General features: G+C 57.6%; 17 protein-coding genes. 4 read left to right on the top strand and 13 right to left on the bottom strand.

Annotation, left to right across the window (positions count from 1 at the left end; all coding sequences use genetic code 11):
* Window positions 1–70 precede the first annotated feature (70 nt).
* The 4 genes from ACR3EJ_RS14390 to ACR3EJ_RS14375 are packed head-to-tail and all read right to left on the bottom strand — an operon-like array spanning window position 71 to window position 2,064.
* Window positions 71–259 (bottom strand): ubiquinol-cytochrome c reductase iron-sulfur subunit N-terminal domain-containing protein, encoded by a 189-nt coding sequence (locus ACR3EJ_RS14390; protein WP_170469532.1) that lies wholly within the window; start codon window positions 257–259, stop codon window positions 71–73.
* A 56-nt stretch (window positions 260–315) separates the two neighbouring features.
* Entirely contained in the window at window positions 316–927 is a 612-nt protein-coding gene (locus tag ACR3EJ_RS14385) for a molecular chaperone TorD family protein (protein WP_170539175.1), read from the bottom strand.
* A gap of 4 nt (window positions 928–931) precedes the next feature.
* Window positions 932–1,513, bottom strand: coding sequence for a DUF3306 domain-containing protein (locus ACR3EJ_RS14380; RefSeq protein WP_170539177.1), 582 nt, complete (start codon window positions 1,511–1,513; stop codon window positions 932–934).
* Window positions 1,510–2,064, bottom strand: a complete 555-nt coding sequence (locus ACR3EJ_RS14375; protein WP_170539179.1) for a DUF3305 domain-containing protein — start codon at window positions 2,062–2,064, stop codon at window positions 1,510–1,512. The genes ACR3EJ_RS14380 and ACR3EJ_RS14375 overlap by 4 nt, the downstream gene beginning before the upstream one ends.
* A gap of 258 nt (window positions 2,065–2,322) precedes the next feature.
* Here ACR3EJ_RS14375 and ACR3EJ_RS14370 point away from each other — a divergent pair, with 258 nt between their 5' ends.
* Window positions 2,323–4,278 (top strand): 4Fe-4S binding protein, encoded by a 1,956-nt coding sequence (locus ACR3EJ_RS14370; protein ID WP_170539181.1) that lies wholly within the window; start codon window positions 2,323–2,325, stop codon window positions 4,276–4,278.
* Here ACR3EJ_RS14370 and ACR3EJ_RS14365 read toward each other — a convergent pair.
* Window positions 4,272–5,000 carry a cytochrome c family protein gene (locus tag ACR3EJ_RS14365; protein ID WP_170539183.1) on the bottom strand — a complete coding sequence of 243 codons (729 nt, stop codon included), beginning with the start codon at window positions 4,998–5,000 and terminating at the stop codon, window positions 4,272–4,274. The genes ACR3EJ_RS14370 and ACR3EJ_RS14365 overlap by 7 nt on opposite strands.
* A gap of 132 nt (window positions 5,001–5,132) precedes the next feature.
* On the opposite strand from ACR3EJ_RS14365, the gene ACR3EJ_RS14360 reads away from it, so the two are divergent.
* The 3 genes from ACR3EJ_RS14360 to ACR3EJ_RS14350 are packed head-to-tail and all read left to right on the top strand — an operon-like array spanning window position 5,133 to window position 7,365.
* Window positions 5,133–6,194 (top strand): Mrp/NBP35 family ATP-binding protein, encoded by a 1,062-nt coding sequence (locus tag ACR3EJ_RS14360; protein WP_170539185.1) that lies wholly within the window; start codon window positions 5,133–5,135, stop codon window positions 6,192–6,194.
* Window positions 6,191–6,886, top strand: a complete 696-nt coding sequence (locus ACR3EJ_RS14355; RefSeq protein ID WP_170539187.1) for a biotin/lipoate--protein ligase family protein — start codon at window positions 6,191–6,193, stop codon at window positions 6,884–6,886. Before ACR3EJ_RS14360 ends, ACR3EJ_RS14355 begins: the two co-directional genes overlap by 4 nt.
* Window positions 6,886–7,365 carry a DUF6505 family protein gene (locus ACR3EJ_RS14350; protein WP_170539189.1) on the top strand — a complete coding sequence of 160 codons (480 nt, stop codon included), beginning with the start codon at window positions 6,886–6,888 and terminating at the stop codon, window positions 7,363–7,365. Before ACR3EJ_RS14355 ends, ACR3EJ_RS14350 begins: the two co-directional genes overlap by 1 nt.
* Here the strand turns inward: ACR3EJ_RS14350 and ACR3EJ_RS14345 are convergent.
* The 8 genes from ACR3EJ_RS14345 to acs form a co-directional block, all read right to left on the bottom strand.
* Window positions 7,362–7,862: a flavin reductase family protein gene (locus ACR3EJ_RS14345; protein ID WP_170469560.1), complete on the bottom strand. Its 501-nt coding sequence runs from the start codon at window positions 7,860–7,862 to the stop codon at window positions 7,362–7,364. The two genes, ACR3EJ_RS14350 and ACR3EJ_RS14345, sit on opposite strands and share 4 nt — an antisense overlap.
* 87 nt (window positions 7,863–7,949) lie before the next feature.
* Window positions 7,950–9,362: a 3'-5' exonuclease gene (locus ACR3EJ_RS14340; RefSeq protein WP_170539192.1), complete on the bottom strand. Its 1,413-nt coding sequence runs from the start codon at window positions 9,360–9,362 to the stop codon at window positions 7,950–7,952.
* A 2-nt stretch (window positions 9,363–9,364) separates the two neighbouring features.
* Window positions 9,365–9,883 (bottom strand): hypothetical protein, encoded by a 519-nt coding sequence (locus tag ACR3EJ_RS14335; protein WP_170469566.1) that lies wholly within the window; start codon window positions 9,881–9,883, stop codon window positions 9,365–9,367.
* 27 nt (window positions 9,884–9,910) lie between these two features.
* On the bottom strand, window positions 9,911–11,734 hold the full coding sequence (locus tag ACR3EJ_RS14330) for a DUF294 nucleotidyltransferase-like domain-containing protein (RefSeq protein ID WP_170539195.1): 1,824 nt from the start codon (window positions 11,732–11,734) through the stop codon (window positions 9,911–9,913).
* A gap of 107 nt (window positions 11,735–11,841) precedes the next feature.
* Entirely contained in the window at window positions 11,842–13,626 is a 1,785-nt protein-coding gene (locus ACR3EJ_RS14325; protein WP_170539197.1) for a sodium:solute symporter family protein, read from the bottom strand.
* A 5-nt stretch (window positions 13,627–13,631) separates the two neighbouring features.
* Window positions 13,632–13,916 carry a DUF4212 domain-containing protein gene (locus ACR3EJ_RS14320; RefSeq protein WP_010439512.1) on the bottom strand — a complete coding sequence of 95 codons (285 nt, stop codon included), beginning with the start codon at window positions 13,914–13,916 and terminating at the stop codon, window positions 13,632–13,634.
* Window positions 13,917–14,099: 183 nt separating this feature from the next.
* Window positions 14,100–14,783 carry an adenylate kinase gene (locus tag ACR3EJ_RS14315; RefSeq protein ID WP_170539199.1) on the bottom strand — a complete coding sequence of 228 codons (684 nt, stop codon included), beginning with the start codon at window positions 14,781–14,783 and terminating at the stop codon, window positions 14,100–14,102.
* 7 nt (window positions 14,784–14,790) lie between these two features.
* Complete coding sequence (gene acs / locus ACR3EJ_RS14310; protein ID WP_170539201.1) at window positions 14,791–16,755, bottom strand: acetate--CoA ligase; 1,965 nt, start codon at window positions 16,753–16,755, stop codon at window positions 14,791–14,793.
* Between the last annotated feature and the right edge of the window lie 57 nt (window positions 16,756–16,812).

Here is a 16,812-nt window from a genome sequence, read left to right as displayed (position 1 = left end):
TGGCTTGGTACTGCTGATCCTGACGTCAGGGCCAATCGCAACCGTCTGTCAGGTATGAAAACGTCCAGTCTTAGAACCGGGTGCTTTCGATGTATGCGCGCGTATGCGCGGTATCCTGCATCCGGGTTTCGTCCGTCGGCAGCTCGGCTGCTTCGGCCTGTCCGGTCAGGCTGGCTGCGGCAACAGCAGCAGGGGCTGCGGTTCCGGCCAGTTTCAGGAAGTCGCGGCGGGTTGCGCCTTCTTCCTTTGTCTTGCTCATGGGCTCCTCCTGTCCCAATTGCGGTTTGGCGCTGCAAAGCACCGGCGAGTGGCGGACTAATCCGCCGTCATTCGGAAGGCTTCGCGCTCGATCTCCATGAACACCCGACCGGCGGTGCCGACCGAGGCATAGAGAACCGAGTTCTCAGCGCCTTCCAAATCCGAATAGAAATGTGCAGCCCATGGGCCGATGTGTTTACTCCAGAACGCCTTCTGGTCCTCCAGCGAGGCAGGCGCGCCGAAACGCCCGACGATCATGCCCGCCATCATCTCCATCAGAGAGGCAATGTTGTCTTCGGGTTCATAAACATTCTGCGCCCGAGTGATTCCGCGCGCGGCCATGTCATTGCGCAGCTGGGCCAGCGGTTTTTCGTTCAGAAAACCGGTCAGATAGAAGCTGGCATAAGGCAACAATTCACCACGCCCCAATCCGATGAAAAGCGCATTGAACTCACGCTCGGCAGCGGCGGGCTTAGTGACCTTTGCCACACGCGCCATCGCCTCTACGGCCTGACCCAGATCAGAGGCGTCACCGCTTAGCCCTGCCATCTGGTCCAGTAGCAACTGATCGGGCGGACCGGCCAGAAGCAAACCCAGAAAATTGTAGAAATCCGCGCGCAGACGATCCTCGGCCGAGATATCAATGGTTTGCGCGTTGTCTGCGGTCATAGAGTTATCCTTCGAATTCAAATTTCATGCGGCGCGGAGCAGGGGGGACTTCAAGCTCATCTGGTTCTTCCACATCAGCCACGATCATGGGTTCCGGCGCAGGTTCTTCGGCCTTGGCCGGTTCTTCACGCGCCTCGATATCATCAAGCGTATCTGTCTCTGGATCGCATTCTTGCTCTTCAACCTCGGCAGCGAGCGCTTCGACATGAGCCAACATGCCCTTGCCTACCTGATACGCGGTCTGAAGGTTCTCAATCACGCAGGCTGCGTCGGTGTAGTCCTCGCCGTAGTCGACCAGCCCGTCGACATTGGCCAGAACAGGGTTCAGCCGCCATAGGCGCCGCAAAGCGCGGCGGCGCAGGCGGTCAGGCACGGCTTTGGCCATGAAGCCCGAGACATCATCGCCTGCTTGCAGCGTATCGGGATCGGGCAGATCAAACTCGGACAGAATTTCGGCGTCGCTTTTTTCTTCCAGCTCAGCTTGCCGTGTCGTGATGATCTGTTCCTCTGCGGCCAAAGCTTCTGCTTCGGTCTCGGCCTGAACGGCGGCCTTGCGGCGGGACCAGAAATCGCGCGCTTGGGTCATTGCAGCACCCGACGCGGTGCGCGGTAGACATCTGTGTCCTGACGGATGCGAGCGTCGCCTTTTCCGTCCTCAACCAAATCTATGCGCTTCTTATCCCGACGGCGCTTTACGAACACTTCGTCCCGATGATGCTGCAGCGTGAAATCGCGCACCCAAGCGATTAGACCTTCTGTCATCGGGATCTTCTCGACAATCTCCTCGCCGGTATCAGCGTAATCCTGACCTTCAAACGGAGAGGCCGTGATCAGCACTGCATTCAAGGGAGTTTCACCTTTCAACTCATCCCGAAGCACCAGGTAAAGCGAGGGCTGTACGTCCGACAGGTTCACCATATAGGCCTCTGTCTCGTCAGCCCAGAGTGATAGAGGCAGTGTGGCAGCGTGATATTCGACGGTTTCACCTTCGCGGCGCAGCTCTTGCCAATCCGCAGGTCCGGCGCCAGGCAACAAAGCGACTGCGCGCCAGCTCCAGCGGGCCCAACGAGTGACCCCGGGTGTTTTGCGCACGATGACGCCAACCGGCATTTCAATCTGGCTTGCGGCCTTGGCCACTGGCTCCTCCCCGGAAGGCTCTCCCCTGCCTTCCCTATGATGTACTATGGTACATAAATTGGCGCTGTGCCAAGTCCACTTGCATTGATCAGGTCGTTTTCTTCGATAATTTATTCGTTATTGGCCTCAGTGGCTCGTGGATGGCTTGGGGCTCGATGAAAAATAGTGCACAAATCTGCCATTCTGCCCGGTACCGCATTGCCACGGTGCGGATTAGGTCTAGTGTGGATAGGGGCAGCAAACAGTCCGGGAGAAGACATGACCAGCAAGCTTTTGTTGTGTGATTGCGAGGGGACGCAATCAATTGACGCAGATCGCATATCTTCGGCCTGTGAACTGAGCTGTTCAAAGGTACATACTGCGCTTTGTACCCGAGAACTTGGCGTGGTGGCTGAAATGCTTCAGACCGACGATCAGGTGGTGATTGCCTGCGGGCAAGAGACTGTCGTGTTTTCTGACCTTGCAGATGATCTGGGTGTGGATCAGCCGGGATGCGTTGACCTCAGAGACCGTGCTGGCTGGTCGGAACAGGGCCAAAATGCAGCGCCTAAAATGGCAGCGTTGGCAGCTGAAGCGATGTTGCCGCAGCCGATCACTTCTGCAGTTGATGTTATCAGCGAAGGCACTTGTTGTATCATCGGGTCGGGCGAGATCGCTTATGATCTGGCTGAACAATTATCGGACAGCTTGGCCGTAACGGTTTTGGTCACAGATGAGGTTCAACCGCTGAGCCGTGCTTTTGATGTTATTCGTGCCAAGGTGCGGAACTTGTCGGGCGCACTGGGTGGGTTCACGTGGCATCTGGATCAAGTGCAACAACTAGAACCCGGCGGGCGTTGTGATTTCGCGTGGAGCGCGCCGAGGGATCGGGCCACATCGCGCTGTGATATTGTCGTTGATCTGACTGGAGGTACGGCTTTAGTTGCGGCCCCGGATAAGCGCGAAGGCTACCTGCGCGCCGATCCTCGTGATGCGGTGGCAGTTGCGCGCCTAGCCTTCGATGCGGTGCAACTGGTCGGTACCTTTGAAAAACCGCTTTACGTGCGACTGGATGAAGCACTTTGTGCCCATTCACGCGCAGGACAGACCGGGTGTTCGAACTGTTTGGACATATGTCCGACCGGTGCTATCACATCAGCGACAGATCATGTGGCAATCGACCCCATGATTTGCGCCGGGTGTGGTGAGTGCTCTGCCCTATGCCCGTCTACAGCCATTACTTACGAGGATCCGCCGGTATCTGCCATTCTCTCTAGGATGCACATGCTAGCGCGAACTTTTCGTCGGGCAGGGGGTACTGCGCCGCGTTTGCTGGTACACGATGCCCACGGGGCGCAGATGATCCGAATGGTTGCCCGGTTTGGCCGAGGTCTTCCAGCGGATGTCATTCCACTAGAATTGCACGTGGTTTCAGGTTTTGGTCATGCCGAGATGCTGGCCGGGTTGGCACACGGCTTCGCCCGCGTCGACGTCCTGTTGGGGCCCAAAGTCGAACGGGACGCTCTGGATCGGGAACTGGACTTGGCGCAGGCCATCGCGGGGCAGGGTGCTCTGAGCCTGATTGACGAAGTTGACCCGGATGCGTTTGCTGATCTGCTTTATGCGCAAGAGGTGCCGCTACCATTGACCGATCCGGTTCTTCCATTGGGGAACCGGCGACAAATCACCCGACTGGCGGCACAAGCGCTGAATGCCAAGACCGAATCACCGTTGGCTTTGCCCGATGGCGCGCCATATGGCGCCGTCGTAGTAAACACTGACACCTGCACCTTGTGCCTCAGTTGTGTATCTTTGTGCCCCTCAGGTGCGCTGATCGACAATCCAGACAAGCCGCAGTTGAACTTTCAGCAGGATGCCTGCCTGCAATGCGGTATCTGTCGCACGATCTGTCCTGAGCACGCCATTGATCTGGTGCCGCAGCTTGACCTAAGCGACAAGGCCCTGTCGCAGCAGGTTCTTAACGAGGAAGAGCCGTTCGAATGCATCGAATGTGGTGCGGCCTTTGGCGTCAGATCGACGATCGAGCGCATAATGGACAAACTGTCGGGAACACATCCGATGTTTGCAACTTCGGATCAGGCAAGGCTGATCCAGATGTGTGATGATTGCAGGGTAAATGCTCAGTTCCACAGCACCGACAATCCGTTCCAGTCGTCTCCTAGACCCCGTGTCGTGACGACGGACGATTATTTTTCAAAGCGTAAGGATCACTGAAGTTGCAGCGGTGCGCCCAGATCGGCGGCGCTGATGGCGGCGACAAAGGCCAAAATGGCTTCGAGATCATCCAGACTTATTTCCACCGGATGGATCGGCGATGGACGCTCGGGCGGGAAGGGCTCGGTTACGCCTTCAATCTGGGTGAAGGCGGGATGTGGGTTCAGGGCAAAAAAGGCCTGAAACCGCTCGGACCAATCAGGCATCGCGCGCAGGACGGCGAAAGACGGCGTGGAACCCAATCCGTTCATGCGGTTTTGCGGCCCGATCACATGGCACCGACCACAGTGAGTAAACGACAAATCCTGACCCAATGCAGCATTTCCGTCGATTTTAGCGTCTTCGACAACATCTGCGATTTCGAAGTTCGCGCTAAAGGGCCTACCTTCAGCGGGAACAAAGCTTTCGATCGTACGTTTCCCAATCTCGGACAACAGCCAGTCTCGGAACTTGATTTCCTTTGCGCTGGCATTAATGCGCAGGTGATAGACTGTTTCGTCACGGGCAAAAACCGGATCGCCAGGAGGCGCCGGAGCAAGAGCCATTACACCATCGTCGTCTGCGACAACGCGAACCCCGGTCTTGAGAGAGAAGCGCGGAAGGATATGTTGCAGAAGACCCGAGTTTGAAATTTCATCTGGCGCTGCGAGTCCAATTGCCTCTTGTGACCAAGAGGGGGTGGCGGTGAGCGTCAGGCTCAGGCACAACAGGACAAAGCGCATAGCCAAACCTAGCGGTGTCAGGCCAATTGCGTCAAATGAACGAAAAGAGACGGAGTATCATGCAATGAGCGGCGACCGCAATCAGTCGACACGCAAGACCCTAATCGAAGGGCGGGCAACGGAGGTGATCGCATGAGCATCCGTGACGCCGTACTGGCGAACCTAAAGAAGATCACTGATCCTGTTTCCGGGCAGGATATTGTCAGCGCAGGTATTGTGCGCGCACTGAATGTCGAGGGGGATACGGTGCGCTTTGTACTTGAGATCGATCCCAAACAGGCCGAGAAAATGGAACCCGTGCGGGCCACAGCCGAGAAAGCGGCGCAGATGGTGGACGGCGTGTCCAACGTCTCGGCCATGATGACCGCGCATTCAGACAAGGCCCCCCCCGATTTGAAGCCCAAGCCTAAGCCTTCGCAAACCGGTCCGCAGGCGGTTCCGGGTGTGGACCGGATCATCGCGGTGGCGTCTGGTAAAGGGGGCGTCGGCAAGTCCACCGTGTCGGCCAACCTTGCCTGCGCGCTAGCCGCAGAAGGACGTCGCGTGGGTCTTTTGGATGCAGATGTCTACGGGCCGTCGCAACCCCGGATGCTGGGCGTCTCGGGTCGTCCGGCCAGCCCTGATGGCAAGACGATTCTGCCTTTGCGCAATCACGGTGTTACCATGATGTCGATGGGGCTGATGACCAACGAAGGACAGGCGGTTGTCTGGCGTGGCCCGATGCTGATGGGCGCATTGCAGCAGATGATGGGTCAGGTACAATGGGGGGCGCTCGATGTGCTGATCGTTGACCTGCCTCCTGGCACGGGTGATGTGCAGCTTACGTTGAGCCAGAAGTTTAAGGTGGATGGCGCCATCGTTGTTTCAACCCCACAAGACGTGGCTTTGATCGATGCTCGCAAGGGGATCGACATGTTTAATCAGCTCAAAACACCCATCGTTGGGATGATTGAAAATATGTCGACTCATATCTGTTCGAATTGTGGACACGAAGAGCACGTGTTCGGTCATGGCGGTGTGGCGTCAGAAGCCGAGGCATTGGGCGTGCCGCTGCTGGGTGAGATACCACTGCATCTAGATATCCGCGTGGCAGCAGACGGGGGGGCGCCGATCGTAGTCAGCAAACCCGACAGTCCACAAGCAGAAGCCTTCCGCAAGATCGCTCGCGACATGATTGCCAAGGGGAATGCATGAGCCACCCGGTGTTTCCCCCATTGCTCAGCGGGCATCCTGCCAAGGCCGGAGAGGATCCGTTCGAAAAGGCTCAGGCCATGGCGGCGCTAGGCTGTGATGGGGGAACCGTGGTCTATAGTATTCAGGCGGATCGTCTGCGCGTTGCCATCGTCTTTGCCCCCGAGGTGCCGCTGCAGGATGCAATAGCAATGTTGCCGCTATGTGCCGTCGGTTTCCAGAACGCCCTGGGCGCACTGGCTCCTCCAGAAGTTGCTGTGCATCTAGGCTGGGACGGCGTAATCTGCGTGAATGGCGCAACATGCGGGACGATGAAGGTTGCAGCCTCGTCTGCCGAGGCAGGCGAGATTCCTAATTGGCTTGTCGTCGGTTGGGAGCTTGCATTGCTGTCGACCAGCGACGACCCCGGGGAAACGCCGGATGTAACTGCGCTTTATGATGAAGGTTGTGCTGACGTGTCGGCGACGCAACTGGTCGAAAGCTGGTCGCGCCACATGCTGACATGGCTCAACCGCTGGCAAGAAGAGGGCAACGCGCCGCTCCATGCCGAATGGATGGGGCTACTGCGAGGGGTTGGAGAACCCATCGCGGACTCCGGTGTATTTCTCGGCACCGACGAACGGTTTGGCATGCTGATCCGCGAGGGCGCAGACACCCAAATACGCCCGCTGACAGAACTGTTGGAGACCGTCTGATGAAACTCGCCCGCGCAATCCATTTTGATGAAAGCGACATGAACGTGTTCCATTCACCTGCACGAACCGGTGAGTGGTGCATCCCGGGTGGATTCGAGTTTTCGAATTGGGGAGAGGCCGACTTGGAAGGCAAGGCACGTCAGGCCTTTGCCAATGGTTGGCTGGGGCTTGAGACGTTTGGGCGTGTGACATTTGTTGCGGTTACGCAAATTGAGCAGGCCGAAATTGACCAACTGACACAGAATCTGGCTGAGCATTTTGTGCAGTTATACGGTGCACCATCGGTCGAGGCGGCGATGGATGTCGCGCAGACCGAAATCGCTCATATGACCGAGATGTGCGAGGATCATTCCCCGAACACGTTGCTGATTGTGGCCCGGGAATTGACAGGGGCGGGGGTGCACGAGGCGTTTCGCGTGATCACGCCGCAAGAAACGCAGCTTGAAGCATTGGCCGTCCACGGATCGCTGGACGACTAGATCAAATCTGCGAAACCACCAAACTGGCCGCGTTTAAAGATCAATCCTTGACCGGGGCGGTGCATGACTTTCTCGACATGGCCAACAAGAATCAGGTGATCACCTGCCGCGTGACGCGCCGACAAGCGACAGTCGAAGCGGGCTAGACATTCAGCAAGACGGGGACGCCCTGCATCATCTTCCTGCCAGTCGGCATGAGAAAAATCGAACCCGTTACGCGCAAATTGCAACGCCTGATCGTGCTGGTCCTGCGCCATCACATGTATCGCGTAATGCTCGCAGGTGCTGAAGGCGTCATACCGGTTCGAGTTCCGGTCGAGGCACCATAAAACCAAAGGTGGGTCCAGAGATACGGATGCGAACGAGTTCACCGTGATCGCGGCGGGTCCTTCGGCGGTGCTGGTAGTGACAACGGTGACTCCGGTGCCGAAACAGCCCAACGCCTCGCGAAAGGCAAGATTGTCCTCAGGGCCAGGAATGAATGTTTTTTCCGTCATCACGCGCTCGTTCAAGGGGCCTGTCTCAGGTGCCATGTGGCGCAGGGATTGTCCACGAAAAGCTGCGGTGAATTGAGGATTTTCCGGCTAGTTCAGATCCTCCAGCAACCGCCCGTGTTTGCGGGTTTCCGCGATTACGTCGCCAAAGGTTGTCATGCCGCGTGCCTTAAGCATTGGCAACATTCGGACCAGAGCCTCGGCAGTGGCAACCGCATCGCCCAGAGCAGTATGGCGTAGGGTTTCAGGTATGGTTACACCCAGCCGATCACAAACCGCATCCAGTGTGTGGGTTTCGCTTGCTCCGAAAAGAACAGCCGACAGCAAAACAGTGTCAAGAATGGGGTGGGACCAGTCTACCTCCATACGGTCGGCATGACGGCGTAGGAAAGCCATGTCGAATGGTGCGTTATGGGCGACAATCACAGCGTCACGGGCGAATTGGTGAAAGCTTTGCCCGGCCCCGGCGATGTCGGGCGCACCCTGCACCATCCTGTCGTTAACCTTATGGACTTTGGTCGAGGCTGGCGGGATCGGTATACCCGGATCGACAAGCGTGTCGAACTTCTCACCCTCGACAATCTTGCCCTTTACCACCCGCACGGCTCCAATCTGAACGATCTCGTCTTTATGAGGCAACAAGCCAGTCGTTTCAGTGTCAAAGACCACGAAACACAGGTCCGACAGGCTGCGTTCCTCAAAGACGTCATCCCCGGGTGTGTCGAGCAGCTCGAAATCATAGACCAGAGGGCGGGCATCCTCGGGCGGAATGCGGGCAATGCTGCCTTCAAAGACCAGCATATAACCCGGAGCGTCACCCAGCGGTTTCATCCGCGCGGTATAGGTTTGCCGCCCATCAACGCTGGACAAAGTGCAATAGACATCCATGCCGGTCTTGCACATCTCTTTGTAGGCATCGGTGAGGCCAGTGCTTTCGAGATAGTCAAACAAAGATGCGTTCAGGCGGGGGTGGGCGATCTGGGCCAATACCCCGGCGGCCTGCGCGTCATACAGAACGATCTGATGCTTTGGGCTTGCCAGAAGCATGGCGACGGGTATCTCGGTCAGCAGGGCGGTGAGGCGTTTTTTCTCAGCCGCCAGATGGGCGGTTTCCGCTGCGACGGCCTGGGCAGTGGTCATGGCGTTTTCGGCCAGCTGCTCTGCCAGCCCCGCGGCCGCTGGGGCAAGATCACCCAGATACCGCGCAGCTTGCAAATCGAGATCTGTGCTGACCCCTGCATGGGCGCGGGCCCGAAGTTGCGCGGAAAGACGTTCGATCGGTTTAGCCACGTTATCATCGAACAACAGCCAGACACCTGCGACCAGTCCGAGCAAACCGAAGGCGATCAATGCATCCGCGAAAATAAATGCATTGATCAGTGCCGGGTCGGCCGCACGTTCATAGCTAATCCACAAGACCACCGTGCTAACTAGTATCCCGCCCAAGGCCAGCAGACAAAAAAACAGGAAGATGCGCAGGCGTAGGCTTAGCTTGTGCAACATGGTCAGACTCCGCAAGTCGCCTCGATGATCGGATCTCCGGTCTCGGCCTTGAACCATGTTGCGTTCGTCAGGCTGCCATCGGTTGCAAATTCTGCACCGTCAACCAAATTGGCGCGACTATTCTCGGCACAATTGACTGCAATCGGCAGTTTTGAAACCGGTGCCCAGCGGCCGAAGAAGTAGAGATCCACAAGACGTTGATCAGGGACACTTTCGTTTGTGCGGACAGATACGGTATCGATAGCGGCGAAGCGATCGACGAAGGGCACCGCATATGTCCAAGGTCTATAAATCGCGCGGCTTTCGATCTCTTCGACAATTGCCAGCCCATCGGGCAGTTGACCACGCGTGCGATCATACCAGGAATATTCGCTTGAGATCGTCATGGCGATCATCCCAACGCCTGCCGCGACCGGTGCAGCCCATTTTGGCAACCGGCCACCGGTTAGTTTGTTCAGCACCATGACAACGCCGGCAAAGGCAAAACCTGCAAAGACCGTGCCTATCAATTCCAGAAACATATTGTCTCTCCGTTATTCAGGCCTGAATTAGCCCAGCATACCTTTGCCATGACCAACCGCCGATTGCATCGTTTTTACCACGACGAAGGCATCGCGAAGATGACTTCGCTCAAAGTCCGAAAGGGCGGTTGGGGGCAGATAATTGTCCGGCGCGTCACCGGATTTCACTAATCTGACCTGATGTTCCAGCCGCGTCTCGGCAATCAGATCATAGGCGTCCAAAAGATCGCGCGCACCGGATGCACTCAGGACATCTGCTGCCTGGGCAGCGGTCAGACGGGCGCGTGTGTTGGCCTCGGTTAACTGACCCTGAAGGCTGTAGATGCGTGCCAGATCAACCACAGGCACGACGCCATTGTGCTTGAGGTCCAGCGTATTGCGGTGTTCACCCGACCGGATCGTTGCAAAACCGCGCAGCAGCCCCAATGGTGGCGTGTGTTTCAGCGAATTCGAGATCATGTGCGCCACGAAGATCGAGTTTGCGCTGGCATTAGCCAAAGTCTCGGACTGCAGATCAGTGAATAGGTCGAAATCGCCCCCGATCGGGCGCAGATCGAACATGACTGAGGCCAGCATCTGTGCCTCAGGGTTCGGCCTGTCGATCCATCCTTTGAAGTAATCGCGCCAGACCCTGACTGGTTGGCACCAACGTGGATTTGTCGCCATCATGTCGCCGGGGCAATAGAAATACCCGCAGGTGTCAAGCCCGTCCGATACGAACTTGGCCAGATCGGCGAAGTACGCCATGTCGTCTTCGGATACGCTGTCATCCAGCATCAGGCAATTGTCCTGATCCGAAACACTGGTCTGCTCCTGCCGTCCTTGCGAGCCGCAGGCCAGCCACAGGTATGGCACGGGAGGTGCCCCAAGCTCGGCCTCGGCCAGTGCCAGCAAGCGCCGTGTTGCGGTGTCAGCAATGTCGGTGATCAGTCGTGTCACGATCTCGTGCCGGTTGCCGCTTGCGACGAGTTGAACCAGCAGTTGGGGTATCTCGGCAGTGACTGTCGCCATCTCATCGGCAGTATTGGCGCGGGCGATCCGGCCCACCAACTCGGCAGAATTGACCGCCTGATAACGGGTGAGGTCGGTTTGAGTGACAATGCCAACCAACCGCCCGGCCTCGGAAATTGGGATATGCCCGATACCACGTTCCATCATCACATGCAGCACGTCCGAGCCGATATCGGTGGGGGACAGCGTGATCGGGTTGGTGGTCATGATGGCTGAAACCGCAGTGTCTGCTGGCATCGACTCGGCGACGAATTTGCCCGAGATATCGCGCAGGGTCGCTATGCCCAGCAACTCTTCACCCTCGGTCACGCAGAGTGATGAGATATGTCGGTCGCGCATGATCTGCGCGGCGTTTTGAACCGGAGTATCGGGCGGGCAAGTGGCAGGGTCGCGCGCCATCAAAATGTCAATTGCACTGGTGGCCAGACTTTGCGGCCCGCTGCGTCCACCGCGTGTGCGGTTGAAGAATTTGGACACCACGTCGTGCCCGTCGATCAGGTTTTTCACCAAATCTGGTGGCAGCACGATCAGCACCGTCGGCGTGTGGGCCCGCGCATGGGTTGCAGCCTTGCCGTCCTTCAGCAATCCGCGTTCACCAAACGAATTGCGCAATCCCAGATGCGAGACGACAGCGCCGTTCTCATCGGTAATCTCCACCTGTCCTTCGTAGATCACAAAGACACCGGGCAGGGCGTTGCCCAACTGGTAAATACTGCCATCGGCATCGACCTCGCGCACTTCGATCTGCTGGGCCAACTCGTCCAGCGCATCGTGGGGCAGGGCGTCATAGGGGTGCACAGATTTCAGAAACCGGGTGATTTCGTCATGGGACAGGGGCATTTACGCTCTCCGGAGTTCCGAATAAAAATCCCGCCCAGTGGTGTGCCGGGCGGGAACAGTAAGTCGAAAGACGCGATCGAAGACAAGAGCCGTCGACCGCATCACACTCAGTGATCCTGAGCTGCGCCCGCACCACGGGGAATGCGAATGCTTTCGACCATATCTTTGATCTCCTGCGGAGTCTCTTTGGTTGCGCCTGCTACAAAGTAGGCGACCGCAAAGTTGATCATCGCACCGATGGCGCCGAACGAGGTCGACTTGATCGGACCCAGAAGCGGGTCAGCATCGGTGAACGAGTTGGTGCCCGGAATAAACAGCCAGCCCTTATGCAGGAAGATGTAGACCAGAGTTACGGTCAGACCAGCCAGCATACCTGCGACCGCACCGGTGTTGTTGATGCGGGTCGAGAAGATCCCCATCATCAGCGCCGGGAAGATCGAGGCAGCCGCCAGACCGAAAGCCAATGCAACCGTCTGCGCCGCAAAGCCCGGAGGGTTGAGACCCAGATAGGTTGCAACAACGATGGCTACAGCCATGGCAATCCGCGCCGCCAGAAGTTCACCCTTTTCAGAGATCGACGGGTTGATTGCGCCTTTGACGAGGTCGTGGGACACGGCCGACGAGATCGCCAGCAGCAGACCCGCAGCGGTAGACAGAGCAGCCGCAAGACCACCGGCAGCGACCAGACCGATCACCCAACCTGGAAGGTTGGCGATTTCGGGGTTGGCCAGAACCAGGATGTCGCGGTTGAACTTGGTCAGCTCGTTTCCGACCCAGCCTTTTTCTTCGGCAAGCGCCTGCAAGTCGGCATTCTTGTCGTTGTAGTACTGAATCTTGCCGTCGCCGTTCTTGTCTTCCCAATCCAACAGACCGGTTTTCTGCCAAGTAGCCATCCAATCATAGCGCGGATCGTTGTCGATATCTTCGACCGAGACAGCGCCACCTTCGATGCCGCCATTGGGCCACATCATGTCACTGATGTTCAGACGCGCCATGGCACCAACCGCAGGGGCGGTCAGGTACAGCAGAGCGATGAAGACCAATGCCCAGCCAGCCGACCAACGTGCGTCAGATACCTTGGGAACGGTAAAGAAGCGCATGATGACGTGCGGCAGACCCGCTGTACCGATCATCAGCGATAGGGTGAACAGCACCATGTTCAGCGTGTTCGAGTGGTGGGCCGTGTACTCATTGAAGCCCAGCTCGGTCACGATAGCGTCCAGCTTGGTCAGCAAGGGTTCACCGCTTGCGGTGTCACCAAACAGACCCAGCGCCGGAACCGGCGTACCGGTCAGCTGCAACGAGATGAAGATGGCCGGGATAGTATAGGCGGTGATCAGCACGCAGTACTGAGCGACCTGAGTGTAGGTCACGCCCTTCATCCCGCCAAACACCGCGTAGGCAAACACAACAGCGGCACCGATTAGCAGACCCGAGGTGTTGGACACTTCGAGGAAGCGGCCGAACGCCACGCCCACGCCAGTCATCTGACCAATCACATAGGTCACCGAGGCAACGATCAGGCAAATCACGGCAACGATGCGAGCTGTCTGGCTGTAGAAGCGGTCGCCGATGAATTCCGACACGGTGTATTTGCCGAACTTACGCAGATAAGGCGCAAGCAGCAGAGCCAGCAGCACGTAGCCACCGGTCCAACCCATCAGAAAGGTTGAGTTGTCATAGCCGGTAAAGGCAATCAGACCCGCCATCGAGATAAACGAGGCCGCAGACATCCAGTCTGCCGCTGTCGCCATACCGTTGGTGACCGGGTGAATGCCGCGACCGGCGGCATAGAATTCGGATGTGGAACCCGCACGGGCCCAGATTGCGATGCCGATGTAAAGCGCAAAGGACGCGCCCACAAACAGCAGGTTGATGGTAAACTGATCCATGGCTCTTACTCCTCGTCCACGCCGTGTTCAGCGTCGAGCTTGTTCATGCGCCAGGCGTAGTTGAAGATCAGCACCAGAAAGACCAGGATCGATCCTTGCTGAGCGAACCAAAAGCCCAGATCTGTACCGCCAACAGCGATGCCAGACAGCAGCGGACGCAGCAGAATGCCGAATCCAAACGACACCAGCGCCCAAATCGCGAGGCTGATGTAGATGAGGCGCAGGTTGGCCTGCCAATAGCCCTTGTCGGCTTCGGCAGTCTGCGCGGAGTTTGTTGAATGATCCGCCATCGCGGGTTCCTCCTTCGCTTCCCTCATTGGCGGCCCGTTGCCCAACTCCTCCAGTGCCGTGGGCCGCTTCTCGAAATTGCCAGATGCCGGATGGCGTCAGGCATAGCTTCTCCGGTCTGCCGAGGCAGTTCCATTGAAGTATTCTGTTTTTTGGATCAAGGCCCTAGGGCTTATCTGCTCCCCTTAGTCCATGACTTCGCCGACAATCCCGTGAAGGTCTCGCGCGATGTCGTCGATCTGACCCATGGCATCGATGCCTTTCAGCACGCCCTGGGCTTGATAGTAGTCAATCAATGGTGCGGTTTGCGCGTGATAGGCGGTGAGCCGCGAGGCGACCGTCTCGGCATTGTCATCAGCGCGGCGCTTGAATTCGGTGTGGCCGCACTTGTCACATTTGCCGTCTTCTACGGGCTGCTTGTAGGTGTCGTGATAGCCTTCACCGCATCCGGCGCACGTGTAGCGACCCGAAATCCGCGTAACCATTTCGGCGTCTTCAACCTCAAGGCTGATGGCCGCGTTGATCTTCTGATCTGACGACGCGAGTAAACCATCAAGCGCTTCGGCCTGAACGGTAGTGCGCGGGAATCCATCAAGAATGACGCCCTTGGCGCAGTCCGGTTCCGCCATGCGGTCGCGCAGGATAGCGATGACGATACCGTCGCTGACAAGATCACCGGCCTCCATTACCGCTTTGGCCGCATTACCGGCATCAGTGCCTGCGGCAACCGCGTCGCGCAGCAGATCACCGGTGCTGAGTTGTACAAGCCCGAACTTCTCTTCCAACATACGGGCCTGCGTGCCCTTCCCGGCGCCCGGAGGGCCGAGAAGGATCAGAACGGCGGGGGATATGGTCGTGGCAGCGTCCATCACATCCTCACTTGTTCGCGCGGTTTTCGATCAGGTCTTCGACCACCGAAGGATCGGCCAGTGTGGAAGTATCCCCAAGCGAGCCAAAATCGTTCTCGGCAATCTTGCGCAGGATGCGGCGCATGATCTTGCCCGAGCGGGTCTTAGGCAGGCCAGGAGCCCACTGGATCACATCCGGGCTGGCGATCGGGCCGATCTCGGTCCGGACCCAAGTGCGCAATTCCTTCAGTAGATCATCCGAAGGCTCGCGATCATTCATCAATGTGACATAGCAATAGATGCCTTGTCCTTTGATTTCATGTGGATATCCGACAACGGCGGCCTCGGCCACGGCGGCATGTGCCACCAGTGCGCTTTCCACTTCGGCAGTACCCATCCGGTGACCCGAGACGTTGATCACATCATCGACGCGGCCGGTGATCCAGTAATCGCCATCCTCATCGCGACGGCAGCCGTCGCCTGTGAAGTAGTAGCCTTTGTAATCCGAGAAATAGGTTTTTTCGAACCGCTCATGATCGCCCCAAACGGTGCGCATCTGACCGGGCCAGCTGTCCTTGATGCACAGAACGCCTTCGACACCATTGCCTTCGATCTCAACACCGGACTGAGGGTCCAGAACCACAGGTTGAATGCCAAAGAAGGGCTTCATCGCCGAACCGGGCTTCATCGCATGAGCCCCGGGTAGGGGGGTCATCAGATGGCCACCGGTTTCGGTCTGCCACCAAGTGTCAACGATCGGGCAACGTCCACCGCCAACCACTTCGTTATACCAGTTCCAGGCCTCCGGATTGATCGGCTCGCCGACCGTGCCCAACGTGCGTAGGTCGCTCAAGTCGCACTTCTCGACCCACTCGTTGCCTTGCCCCATCAGAGCGCGCAGCGCTGTGGGTGCGGTGTAGAATTGGTTCACCTTGTGCTTCTCGCACACCTGCCAGAAGCGCGAAGCATCCGGATAGGTTGGCACACCTTCGAACATCAGCGTGGTCGCGCCGTTGGCCAATGGGCCATAGACGATATAGCTGTGCCCAGTGACCCAGCCCACATCCGCCGTGCACCAGTAAATGTCGCCTTCGTGATAATCGAACGTGATCTCATGCGTCATGGCCGCATAGACCAAGTAGCCGCCGGTCGTATGAACAACGCCCTTGGGCTGACCTGTCGAACCGGAGGTATAGAGGATGAACAGCGGGTCTTCCGCGTTCATCTCAGCGGGTGCACAATAGTCGTCCGCCTCAAGCGCCATTTCGTTGTAATCGTAGTCACGACCGTCAATCCACGTGGTTTGCCCGCCAGTGCGTTTAACGACCAAGCATTTTACGGTGTCCTTACAGTGCAGCAATGCAGCGTCTGCGTTCGACTTCAGCGGGGTCTTGCGGCCACCACGGGGCGCCTCATCGGCAGTGATGACGACTTTGGCGTCGCAACCGTTGATACGTGCCGCCAACGCGTCGGGTGAAAATCCGGCAAATACAATCGAATGAATCGCTCCGATCCGTGCACAAGCCAGCATCGCGTAAGCTGCTTCGGGGATCATTGGCAGATAGATGACAACGCGGTCGCCTTTGCGTACACCCATCGACTCAAGGATGTTGGCCATCCGGCAGGTGCGACGGTGCAGTTCGGCATATGTAATATACTGAGCCGTGTCGTTTGGATCATCTGGCTCCCAGATAATGGCCGTCTGATCGCCACGCGTCTTCAAATGACGGTCCAAGCAGTTGGCTGAGACGTTCAGCGTACCGTCCGCATACCAATTTATGCCAACCGAACCAAATTCATAGCTGACGTCTTTGACCTGAGTATAGGGCTTGATCCAGTCAACGCGCTTGCCTTGCTCATCCCAAAACGCCTCAGGGTTATTGATCGACGCAGCATACATATCTGCGTATTTGTCGGCGTCGACATGCGCACGGGCGACGGTTTCTGCGGATGGCGGATATGTCTTGGCATCTGCCTGGGCAGCGGTGGTCATTTTTGAGGCTCCTCCCTCTGGACTGGATTGCATGGGACCGATATTGCCAGCCGATCA

The sequence above is a fragment of the Ruegeria sp. AB11 genome (assembly GCF_056536325.1).
This window is presented reverse-complemented; position numbering and strand designations above follow the sequence as displayed.